This window comes from Acinetobacter sp. YH12046, from assembly GCF_013419905.1.
Classification (GTDB): domain Bacteria; phylum Pseudomonadota; class Gammaproteobacteria; order Pseudomonadales; family Moraxellaceae; genus Acinetobacter.
The window spans coordinates 108569-119724 of the sequence record NZ_VOZF01000006.1; the positions used below are offsets into that span (position 1 = coordinate 108569).

General features: G+C 37.1%; 10 protein-coding genes and 1 pseudogene. 8 read left to right on the top strand and 3 right to left on the bottom strand.

Features of this window, described 5'->3' with window-relative positions; genetic code table 11:
- Window positions 1-28: 28 nt before the first annotated feature.
- On the bottom strand, window positions 29-820 hold the full coding sequence (locus FTU03_RS06190) for an NRDE family protein (RefSeq protein WP_179992408.1): 792 nt from the start codon (window positions 818-820) through the stop codon (window positions 29-31).
- Window positions 821-913: 93 nt separating this feature from the next.
- On the opposite strand from FTU03_RS06190, the gene lgt reads away from it, so the two are divergent.
- From lgt to FTU03_RS06205, 3 genes are all read left to right on the top strand, one after another.
- Window positions 914-1726 (top strand): prolipoprotein diacylglyceryl transferase, encoded by an 813-nt coding sequence (lgt, locus tag FTU03_RS06195; protein ID WP_179992409.1) that lies wholly within the window; start codon window positions 914-916, stop codon window positions 1724-1726.
- Window positions 1727-1815: 89 nt separating this feature from the next.
- Window positions 1816-2208 carry a hypothetical protein gene (locus FTU03_RS06200; protein ID WP_179992410.1) on the top strand — a complete coding sequence of 131 codons (393 nt, stop codon included), beginning with the start codon at window positions 1816-1818 and terminating at the stop codon, window positions 2206-2208.
- On the top strand, window positions 2201-2587 hold the full coding sequence (locus FTU03_RS06205; protein WP_179992411.1) for a hypothetical protein: 387 nt from the start codon (window positions 2201-2203) through the stop codon (window positions 2585-2587). The genes FTU03_RS06200 and FTU03_RS06205 overlap by 8 nt, the downstream gene beginning before the upstream one ends.
- Window positions 2588-2636: 49 nt before the next feature.
- Here FTU03_RS06205 and FTU03_RS06210 read toward each other — a convergent pair whose 3' ends face one another.
- Complete coding sequence (locus FTU03_RS06210; RefSeq protein WP_179992412.1) at window positions 2637-3182, bottom strand: CHAP domain-containing protein; 546 nt, start codon at window positions 3180-3182, stop codon at window positions 2637-2639.
- A 388-nt stretch (window positions 3183-3570) separates the two neighbouring features.
- Here FTU03_RS06210 and FTU03_RS06215 point away from each other — a divergent pair, with 388 nt between their 5' ends.
- The 5 genes and pseudogenes from FTU03_RS06215 (at window position 3571) to FTU03_RS06235 (ending at window position 10929) form a co-directional block, all read left to right on the top strand.
- Complete coding sequence (locus tag FTU03_RS06215) at window positions 3571-4062, top strand: lipocalin family protein (protein WP_179992413.1); 492 nt, start codon at window positions 3571-3573, stop codon at window positions 4060-4062.
- A gap of 170 nt (window positions 4063-4232) precedes the next feature.
- A pseudogene (thyA, locus tag FTU03_RS06220) lies at window positions 4233-4835 on the top strand (thymidylate synthase); the annotation flags it as partial.
- A gap of 372 nt (window positions 4836-5207) precedes the next feature.
- Window positions 5208-6443 carry a tyrosine-type recombinase/integrase gene (locus tag FTU03_RS06225; RefSeq protein ID WP_179992414.1) on the top strand — a complete coding sequence of 412 codons (1236 nt, stop codon included), beginning with the start codon at window positions 5208-5210 and terminating at the stop codon, window positions 6441-6443.
- Window positions 6440-8818 (top strand): site-specific integrase, encoded by a 2379-nt coding sequence (locus tag FTU03_RS06230; protein WP_228305463.1) that lies wholly within the window; start codon window positions 6440-6442, stop codon window positions 8816-8818. The genes FTU03_RS06225 and FTU03_RS06230 overlap by 4 nt, the downstream gene beginning before the upstream one ends.
- Entirely contained in the window at window positions 8818-10929 is a 2112-nt protein-coding gene (locus FTU03_RS06235; RefSeq protein ID WP_179992415.1) for a site-specific integrase, read from the top strand. Before FTU03_RS06230 ends, FTU03_RS06235 begins: the two co-directional genes overlap by 1 nt.
- A gap of 131 nt (window positions 10930-11060) precedes the next feature.
- Here FTU03_RS06235 and FTU03_RS06240 read toward each other — a convergent pair.
- The coding region (locus tag FTU03_RS06240) for a transposase domain-containing protein (RefSeq protein WP_179992416.1) at window positions 11061-11156 on the bottom strand (96 nt) is incomplete at its 5' end.

An 11156-nucleotide genomic window follows, 5' to 3' on the forward strand; every position in this document is an offset into this window, starting at 1 on the left:
AGCAACTTCAAAACAAGGCTGACCTATGTCAGCCTTGTTTTTTGTCCAATGGAATAATTTTTTCAATCACCTGTCCTACATTTTCACCCTGCTGTGATTTTTCTAGCCAGCACCATTTATCATTGGTCATTCTCAAAAAATTAGAACAGCGGGTGCCATAGGCTGGGCTTTGAATAAATGTCGAAGACAGCAGATGTTCCATTTCCACCGAAATCCCTGTTTCAGGTAACAGTTCAGGAATCACTTTACGTTCATCTTCCAGAATATCCCACACGGCATAAGACAGATCAGCTTCCGAAACTGCCTGTTGTTGCAGCATCGGTAAAAATTCCTGGGTAAAGCGTTTGCGTAAATGTCGGGTCTTGTACCAGTCTTCACTCATCAGGCCATTGGAAACCACATATACCCCTTGCGCCAACACTTGCGGTGCTTCACCACGGTTGCTCATATAGACCGCCTGCTCTCGATCACCAACAAACAGGTTAAAGCCTGCATAGTTACATTGCTTTTTTTCCAGTTCTTGGGCAAACCGGATAGGTTTCAATTCAGATTCCAGAAAATGCTGAATGATATGTCCACGTGAAGTTGGGTAGTTATTCTTGTCATTACCATCCCTGAAATTGGTAATCACTGCCCATCGTCCTGAAGCAGTTATACCCATCCAGGTACCACCAGACTGCAGATCCTGCCCGGCAATAATCGGACTGTTCTCCCATTCATATAATGCCTGTGTTGGACGTTGATAGAACTCATCACGATTTGAAATCAGACATAAAGGCGTTTCATCCAGAACTCGCCAAGCCAGTGCCACAATACACATAATTGATGCTCTCGATCTTTACACATTGAATGTACAACAATTTTCTTCGCTTTCAGCTAAAATCTGTGCAAAACAGAATCACAAGGAACAGGAATGCTCACCTATCCAAACATAGATCCCGTTGCAATTTCGCTCGGGCCTTTGCAAGTCCACTGGTATGGACTGATGTATCTCTTGGCTTTTTTATTTGCCTGGGGACTGGCGACTTATCGCGCTAAACAACGCGGCTGGACACCAGATATGGTCTCGGATCTGATTTTCTTTGGGGCTTTGGGTGTGATTATCGGTGGCCGGGTCGGTTACGTTTTATTCTACGGTTTTTCTCAGTTTTTGGAAAATCCACTCTGGCTGTTCCAGATCTGGACCGGTGGCATGAGTTTCCACGGCGGCTTCATCGGCGTAATCCTGGCCATGTTATGGTGGTGCAAGAAATACAAAATGGCCTGGTTCCAGACGCTGGACTTTATTGCACCCTGCGTTCCGACAGGTCTGATGTTTGGCCGGATCGGTAACTTTATTGGCGGAGAGCTTTATGGCCGTCAGGTGACTGATCCAAACTTTGCTTTAGGCATGATTTTCCCAACCGATCCGCTGCAGCTGGTACGTCATCCCTCACAACTGTATCAGGCGCTCTGTGAAGGCTTGATTCTGTTTATCGTACTGTGGTGGTTTAGTAGCAAGCCACGTCCACGTATGGCAGTTTCTGCGGTATTCCTGACCGGCTATGGTCTAGCCCGTTTTATCGTCGAGTTCTTCCGTGAACCGGATAATGGTCAGCTATTTATTGGCTGGATGAGTAAAGGACAATTCCTGAGCCTGCCAATGATCCTGGTTGGTCTGTGGATGCTTTGGTATGCCTATCAGAAGAAAGTTTATGACTGGGGTCCACAGAAAAATAACGGATAATTTTCCTAAATATTGCGAGGCATCTGCCTCGCTTTTTTATATTTAAAATATGCTAAAGTGCTTTTTATCTTTTCTGTTCATACATCATCATGCTTGAGTTCTGGTTTAATCCGCAGGTGTCGATCCTGAAAAAATTGCTGTTCTTTGTTGTGATTGCTGCAATTGCCGTAGGTCTGTACTGGATGGAACCTTTGCCTTTAGATGCCATCCTGATGTTTGCTGGTACTGGAATTATTTTCCTGATTTGTCGTTACTGTAAAATTCATTTCGCAGCAAAAAATCCGACTGGCCTGTTCTATCGTATCCTGACCTGGATTCCGATTGCCTTATTAATCAGCCTGATTTTTATGAACATGAAACAGGGTGAAATCTTGCTGCCCGGCGCTCAGGGGATTGCCTTTATGGCTTTGGCGATCTGCCTGTTTTCGCCCCTGTCTTTGCTTAATCAGAACAAGTCGGATTCAGGTTCCCCACATGCTTGAGTTCTGGTACTCCGAACGCTGCAACCGTCAGCTCAAGCTCATCATTATTATTGCGGTATGTATCGTAATTTACATAGCATCGACTGTAACGAAACTGGGTTCGATATTTGTTGGAATCAGTCTGGCGATTGGAATGCTGATGCACGTCTTGCGTGAATTCAGATTAAAGCTTGCTCCTAAAAATCCTTATGCCGAAGGTTTTCGTGCTTTAACAACAGCGATTCCGATTGTGGTAGTAATTAGCCTGATCGGTTATTTACCTAAAACGGGTGAGATCTGGGAAACTATAGCGCTAGGTCTACAATGCTTGGGTTTTGTGGCGATTGGACTGTTTATCTTGTCGATTTATAATAAACGTGCGAAACGCTTCGAAGATTGAACCATTTCGCGACTTTCATTTTTAAGTTCTGAAATTTTCAGCGTCTGATTTAAAGATATGAATCTAGACGGTAATACGTATATTTCACATCGGAATTACGATAGACCGCATAGCCATTCTGTTTAAAATCAGAAACCCAGGCCGAACCAGAATATGCTGCAATATGACCATACTGATGCTGTGAAGTCCGGTCGATAATGTAGATATCACCTTTTTTCGGACGGTCAAAAGACAGGTTGATTTTTCGATAGCCTAATTGCTGGAGGGTATTGCCCCAGTCAGCTGCGGCAACAGGATGATTCACAATTTTTGCGCCTGAAGACTGCAAACCGACGCGAATACTGCGTGCACATTTCTGTGTACTAGTACTGCGGGTAATGCCTTGCAGGTAGCTGGTGAATTTTTCAATATCGAAACGCTGGCCGTTCATTGCACCGAAAGTCTTGCGAGATTCAGAGCTTTTGTTACGAGCTGACACAGAGGTATAGCGCTGAGGCTGACGTTTGGAATTTTGTCCCGATTGGGAACGAATTATGACGTTCGCTTGAACAGGAGCATGCACTTCGCTCATATTCACTTGATGATCATAAATCATATTGGACCAAGTACTCCTCGCCTGTAAGTTTGGCTTTCAAATCTTCAACACGCGGTGAATACTAGACGGTTAAATGTTACTTTTCACGTTAAAAATGTAAATATATTTTTCCGCATTTGTTTAATTTTACTTAACTTGTTATTTCTTTTAGATTTATAAAATTTACAATTTTCACAAAAAAGTTATAAATTCACTACTTTTCAAATTAATTAGCAGTTCTGCTCAGACTATTTCTAAATCAATATTTGAGCGCCTTTCTGACTAAATCTGTAATTTTACTCACGATAATAAAGTCAACATTTCACTACAGGATTACATCATTCCGGCTAACAACTCTCGTATTAGACTGATTTAGTAAATTTAAATTGAGATGATGAGGAAGAAAAATATGAGTCATGATGTAAAGACTATTTCAAATTTCAATTTAGAACAATATTTAGGGATCTGGTACGAAATTGCCCGTCTGCCTATGAAACACCAACCTGAAGACAGTACTGATATTTCCGCAGCCTACAGCCTGAATGAAAATGGCACAGTCCGCGTCCAGAACCGTTGTCTGGATGGTGCGGGCAAACTGGATGAATCTATTGGGGAAGCCACCATTGTGGATGCTGAGCATGGGAAACTGGAAGTCAGTTTCTTGCCTGAAGGTTTGCGCTGGGTACCTTTTACCAAAGGGGATTACTGGATTCTCAAACTGGATGACAATTATGAAACTGCATTGGTTGGTGAGCCAAACATGAAATATCTATGGCTCCTGCATCGTAAGCCGACACTGGATGAAGCAACCAAACAGGAATATCTGGCCTATGCTAAATCTCTGGGTTATGACCTGTCTGATCTGATCCATACGGTACATACCGGTAAGCCAACAGCTTAAAAAAGATGATAAAAAAGCATCCATCATGGATGCTTTTTTATGCCCTTTTCTCTTATGTTTAATCATTTTCACTGCTATGCGGAAGTGCTCAAAAAAATGTTATGATGAGCGCAATTTTAAATTGCCCAATTCAAAGAAAAGCAATTTGCAACAGATTTTAAGAGAGACCTATGCGCCAATATCTTGACCTTTTACAACATATCCTCGACAACGGCGGCGATAAAGGCGACCGTACCGGCACAGGTACACGCTCGGTATTTGGTCATCAGATGCGCTTTGATCTTTCCAAGGGCTTCCCTTTACTCACCACTAAAAAAGTTCATTTCCGTTCGATCGTGATTGAACTGCTGTGGTTCCTGAAAGGCGATACCCATGTAAAGTATCTTCAGGATAATAAAGTGACCATCTGGGATGAATGGGCAACTGCGGAACAGACCGCGCGTTTTGGTCGTCCAGAAGGTGAACTCGGTCCAGTCTACGGCCATCAGTGGCGTAATTTTGGTGCTACTCAAAATACGGATGGCAGCTACAATCAGGATGGTTTTGACCAGATCAAATGGCTGATCAATGAAATCAAGACTAATCCTAATTCACGCCGTCTGATTGTATCGGGCTGGAATCCAAATGAAGCGAGTCAGGTGGCTTTACCGCCTTGCCATACCCTGTTCCAGTTCTTTGTACATAATGGCAAATTGTCTTGCCAGCTTTATCAACGCAGTGCTGACGTTTTCCTTTTATACCCCCATATTAATAATGCACAGTATGCTGAACTAGTTGCTTAAAATAAGATTCATACAAGAATTACCAAATCCCAAATAAAACTAAAATAAAATGCCAGTATCCCTTCAATAACTTTTAACCTTTCAATTTTATATCCCTAAATAGTCAGAGATTATTGCTATAGTTCCATAAATATTTATTAATTATTTACATCAAAAAATTTATTAAAAAATTAAAAAAATGTCTTTTAAAATTCAAATTAATTTCAATAAGTTATTAATTATAAATATAATTATTTTAAAATCATTTAAATAAAAATACCTTGATAAGAAAAAAAAACAGCATTAAGTTAGATTTATTATCCATAAAAGTTCAATAAAAATTTGAATTTAACTTCTTATTTTCAAATGGAGGAATGACTATTTATGACCGTCCAAATTTGCATAGAAACCAAACTAGACCTGTCTAAATCACCTCTCAATAAGAAGGATAAATTAGATTTTTTAGCGAAAGAGGTACACGTGAATGGGGTGGGTGTCTTTGATGATAATGGTCGATTTTTACCTATTATTTCTCAATATCTATCTTACCAATCAAAGCATGAAAAACTTGCGACCGAGTCCATACCCACTTACGGCAAAAATCTAACTTACTTTTTGAACTATATGCGAACCCGTCCTGAATTTGATGATGATGTAAGTGATGAGGCATTTCTTACAGTACCAACATACGTAATAGAAGAATACATAACATTTTTAGAGGGGAATCAAAATTTAAAATCAACTACCGTCAGGAATCGTGATGCATGTTTATTTTTTTTCATGAAATATCTAACCACTCCAGGAGAGGATCAAACACAAATACGTAAAAATAACCCTTATAGCGACGGATATTTATCAAAAACACCAAAAAATAATCCTATGCCACCCTGTAATCCAGATGATCTTATTGTATTACTTGAATCAACAGGTTCTGAACGTGAAAGAGTTGTACTCCAATTTTTATATGATTCAGGTCTACGTCGTTCCGAACTTCCACGAGTTACTGTTGAACATATTAAAAATGCTATTTATTTTAATAGTACACAATTTATTTCATACACCTCAGACAAACCAATTTGTCCAAGTTATGTTCCATTGGAAGTTTTAGGTAGCAAAGGACGCAGAAATGAAATTAACCCTCGTTGGACTTTAATAAGCTCTGCAACAATCCAGCGTATCCTGAAATATCACGCTTCCCCACTCTATAAAAAATATGCAAGGAAGTATGCTACTCAAGCTGTAACTCCAGCTTTCCTCACTGCTCAGGGTACTGCTTATACAGCATCGAGCATCAGTAAATTGTTAGAACGTTTAAGTAAGCGCGCTATTAAGAAAGGTCGGCTTAAAAAACAAATCTCTCCGCATAAACTAAGACATGGTAGTGCTTATGCCCTATTACAATCAGAAGATTTAGGAATGGATTATCTTGACCGACTTGTAATTTTGCAAAAAAATTTGGGACATAGCCAACTAAATACTACTGAAATGTACACAAAAATCCCCCATGAAATTTACAGCACAATGTGTAACGAAGAAGGTGAGTTAGTCACAAAAGCTGAAAAAATGAAACGTATATATGAAACCACACAGTTAAAAATCAATATTACAGACAAAAAATGAAAACTAATGAACAAAAAAAAATCGGAGATGTTGAATCTACTATCGCAGAATGGGTATCAAGTGTTATCCAAAATGTAGATGCTTTGTGGCAAATACCAATTAGTCAGGCTAACACGCCTCCAAAAATAAATGTCGATGTTAACTATCTTGCATGTACTTTAGGCATTTCAAAAAACTCTGCATCTAAATACAGCAAGCTTACACATTCCATTATTAATAAAATGATTGAAGAAGAAATTTTGCTAATACCCGATGGTAGTTATGCATTAGCTGAAATAAATGCCAGGAGAAAACTCCTTAATTGGTATCGAGGACTATCTCTAGAAAATAAAAAGCAACTGCCTATTTTTGGTAATAAGATTTCACTTGGGAAAATGCCTAAAGAGCAATGTCCTATAACTAAATATCATTTAAAGTTTAGCACTGTTAAGGCTGCTTGGAATTACATTCATCAAGACCTTAAAGAAAAAGGGATAGTAGATGCTAATTATAAGACTGTTGCCGAACGAAATCATGAAAGGCAAATTTTTCAGGGTACATCTAAGGAAACCTTTAAAGGTCATTTCAATAGATTAGCTACTCTTAAACTTACTAATATTATTGACTTTCACAAACCTTCTGAAGCAGAACCATATATTCAAATAGAGCAACTATTTGCCTCACAATCTAAAACAGTGTCTTCTGAATCAGCAAAAGAAAACTATCAAGGTGCATGCAAGGAATTTATCAAATTTCTTTCAAATCTTTATGGAAATACACCTTTAATAATTGTAGAGACTTTCGATGAACATCTTCTATCTAAATTTAGAAAATACCTAGAAGATAAAATAATAAACGCAGATATTTCCAGCTCTCATGCACAGACTCTTTTAAGTGCTGTACGGAAATCATTAAAAAGGCTCACTCAAATACAAGATATAGAATATAATTTTTTCAATGCAGTTGGCTTCGATGTATATAGACAAACAGATGTAAAGAAACCATTTAATCAAAATGAACGCCTGCAAATATTAGAAGCAATCGACAAAGGTATTACTGAGTCTAGATCGATCCTAAAACCCTATAGAATTACTGGTATTGGTAAGAATCCTCTCGATCAATATGGATATCGAATTAAAGGATTATCAACTCTTAATAATGCTCGTTGGATATTTGAAAACCTACTTAATTGTGAACCTATTTTTTACAACACAGCCAAAACACGAATTCAAAAATCTTTTCTTAAAATTATTCAGGATTCAGGAAAAAAACTAGACGATATATATAGAGAGTGGGGAGTCATATCTATGATTGGAATAGATGTCCTATTACCCTACTTATTAAAATTAGCCCAAGTCACAGGTATAAATACTGAGTCTTTACTCGCTCTTGATATAGATGACTTTACACTTAAGCATCCAGCTACAGGTAGACCTTGTCTTAGATATTGGAAAGAAAGATCAGACGGAAAAAAAGACTATCATCTTGATTTAATTAAAGCCAAAATCACTTGGCTAACTCCAAGTCAAAAAGAGTCTGTAAAAAATATTTTTGATGAGGTGATTAGACTGACAAGTAACATTCGGGAAAATATTACAAGTGACACAGTCAAAAATAGGTTATTTATCTATCAATCAAATAGCAAAAAATCACACCAAAGAGTAGCTCCTTTCTTAGGACTTAATGGAAGAAATTACAAAGCTTTAGGAATCAGCATTACTCGATTTGTTAATAAATATCAGTTAAAAGGTGATCAAGACCGCCCACTAATTCTAACAATAAGTAGATTTAGACCAACTTTAGTCAGCGAATTGATTAAAGCTGATGTAAGTATGAGAGAAATTCAAGTAGTATTAGGACACTCATCTATACAAACCACTCTGAGTTATATTGACTCTTTAGACTTTAATAATATAAGTCGAGCACAGCTAGATAAAAAACTGACAGAAATACATTGCTCAACTTTGGAAGCTAAACCCCAAGAGAATCCCAAAAAGATAGAAGTTAAAAATAAGGATGAACCAGCAGTAACTTTTATAACACCTTTAGCGGCGTGCAGAAATATTTTTGATCCACCTGAATTTGTAAAAAAATTGGCCTCTTATGTCCAAGGAACTCCGTGTTCACAATATAATAAATGCTTACGTTGTGACAATGTTGTGCTTGCAGTTCATCACCTTCCTCAAATTTTTGCAATGCAGCGTGATTACAAAGCTCGTTTAGAAAACACCCAAATTATTGACACTCCCTACGGGCATATTCTTCGAGAAAATCTAGAACTCATGAATCAGATTACAGCCCCCAACTTATCTAATTTTTCCCCATTGGAGCTTGAAAACGCAAGAATTGCATCTGAATACATTGAGAACACTGTATTGATAGATGGAGTAATTTAATGAATATAGAAACTCAGCTAAATATACTGAAAAATTTTGCAGAACATCATCACAACCTGATAAATAGTCCAAGTGTAGGAAACAATCTAGAACAATGCCTACAAAAAAAATATATCGAATCTAATATATACATAAATCAGTTTATGGAAAGATCCATTTCGAAAATATCTAAATTTTCCGATTCTACTTGGGATTTTAATTCTGATTACCCAAATGCCGCACGAAATGTCCAAGGGGCAAAATTACGCATAAACTTTTCAAAATATAATGATATTCCTAGATTTATTTTAACCGAAATAAAAGTCATATTTGAGCTCGCTTTACTCAACAACACTATATTTTGGCCCCAATATAATAAGAAAACATCAGGGAAAACAAAATATGCAAAAGGTGTCCTAAAAGCCAACACATTAATTCCCATTTTTGAAAATGGTTTAACATTTATTAATGAAATATTTAAACAATTAAATTTAGAGTTTGGTTTTGAATATGTTCAAACAAAGTTTAAAACCCTAACAGCCCTCTCTCCAGCATATTACCATAAAGCGGCTAAAAACTATGAACGCATAAAAAACACTGAATTAGATAGATTTTTTGAATATTTACGAAACCCTAGCTCTATCAAATATGTATTTAATAAACCCATTGCCTATGTCGACTTAAATAATTTATGTTGGAAAAACCCTCCTAATACTCATAAAATTCAAAAAAAACAGGTGCTCCCAGATAATATATTTGAATATTTATCTAAGATGGCATCTTTCATCGTAGTCGACTTTTTAAATGCTATCGGGGATAAGTCAAAAATATCAGATATCAACTCTTTAGAACGTTTTGAAGCCAGTAAATATTCATCTTGGGCAAATAATGAGAGAGTTAATCATGAAATTCTTAACGCCTATATTGCAATGCGATTAAGGACCAAAGGGTACTCTTCAAGTTGTGTATTAGGATTAATTAAACCCTCTGACTGGATGATAAATAAAAATGGTTTGGCAGGTGGACTTACTCTACGAAAAGCCTTAAAGAGTCGCAAATACGAATTAAATAAACTTCGTGAATATTTCAATCTAGTGGCATATTCATGTCTATACTTGGTTGGTCAATATACAGGTATGAGACCATCTGAATTAGCAGAAATAAAAGTAAAAGATTGTTCATGCTTAGTACAAGATGATGGTGTTTGGTTAATTGAAAGTACTATTAAAAAACATCAACAAGAGATTAATACTGGTTTATTTGATGATCGTTGGGTAGCTATTCCAATCGTTAGAGACACTATATTAGCAGCATCTTATATCGCAAAAATCAAATCATCCCCATATCTCGTTTCTAATATGAATACTGTTCATCCTACTGGCTCAGAAAAATCTATGAGTAGTAATGGGATTAGTTATCAAATCAACGCGTTGATTAGCCAACTTTTGGGGGAATACATTGCTAATCAGATTAGTTTTAACTCCTATATGCTACGACATACTCTAACCTACCAACTATTTAGAGCCGAAGTTGGCCTACCTTTAATTTCATTTCAGCTAAAACACTTCGTGGCAGAAATTGGTAAATTTGTCTCCAAAGGTGCTACTACGTCAGTTACGTTAGGCTATGGTGAAATTGGTGAAATACTTTCAAAGGATGGTAATAGAAACAGCAAAAATTCATTGAGACATGCAGCTGAATTAGAAGCTATAAAAAATGTTTTCAATCACAATGGAACATTTTATGGAGGTAAAGCAAATGAACATAAAAAAAATTTGATCACTCTGTTTCAAGGATATATGGTAAATGGTTATACCGAAGAAGAAGTATATGAAGCACTAGCTAACCAAGGTGCTGCCGTTACTAATATTGGAAATGGTTTATGTTATGGAAATAAACAGGACGATACCGATCCAGCTTTACCATGTATTGGCTCCCTACGCTGTAACCCTATTCGATGCAAACACGCTATTGTTACTCTAAAACATGCTCCTAAATGGCGTGAAATCTATATTGTGAATAAAGCAAATCTCAATAAACCAGGATATGAGCATCTTCGTGAACAAATGTTAGCTACTATGAATGAAGCAGTAATGGTTTTAGAAAATCTTGGCGAAAAGGTTGAACTATGAAGAATCAAGCTTACGACCTTAAAAACACAGAGAATTATGAAGCAAATACCTTGAAAATTAACAATGCACTACTTCAAATTGAGCACAATCCAAAACTAAAGTAAGCGTCCGCTGAACCCCATGCCTATTTTTTAATTCGATTTAGGTTTCCAGCGGTGTGGTAGCAATTCTTCAATCTGAGTCACTTTATGTGTCGGCAACCTTTTCAGCACATCACTTAAATAGGC

Excerpts from the sequence above, each read along its gene's own strand:
- FTU03_RS06190 (WP_179992408.1), bottom strand. The coding sequence starts at position 820 with ATGTGTATTGTGGCACTGGCTTGGCGAGTTCTGGATGAAACGCCTTTA.
- lgt (WP_179992409.1), top strand. The coding sequence starts at position 914 with ATGCTCACCTATCCAAACATAGATCCCGTTGCAATTTCGCTCGGGCCT.
- FTU03_RS06200 (WP_179992410.1), top strand. The coding sequence starts at position 1,816 with ATGCTTGAGTTCTGGTTTAATCCGCAGGTGTCGATCCTGAAAAAATTG.
- FTU03_RS06205 (WP_179992411.1), top strand. The coding sequence starts at position 2,201 with ATGCTTGAGTTCTGGTACTCCGAACGCTGCAACCGTCAGCTCAAGCTC.
- FTU03_RS06210 (WP_179992412.1), bottom strand. The coding sequence starts at position 3,182 with ATGATTTATGATCATCAAGTGAATATGAGCGAAGTGCATGCTCCTGTT.
- FTU03_RS06215 (WP_179992413.1), top strand. The coding sequence starts at position 3,571 with ATGAGTCATGATGTAAAGACTATTTCAAATTTCAATTTAGAACAATAT.
- FTU03_RS06225 (WP_179992414.1), top strand. The coding sequence starts at position 5,208 with ATGACCGTCCAAATTTGCATAGAAACCAAACTAGACCTGTCTAAATCA.
- FTU03_RS06230 (WP_228305463.1), top strand. The coding sequence starts at position 6,440 with ATGAAAACTAATGAACAAAAAAAAATCGGAGATGTTGAATCTACTATC.
- FTU03_RS06235 (WP_179992415.1), top strand. The coding sequence starts at position 8,818 with ATGAATATAGAAACTCAGCTAAATATACTGAAAAATTTTGCAGAACAT.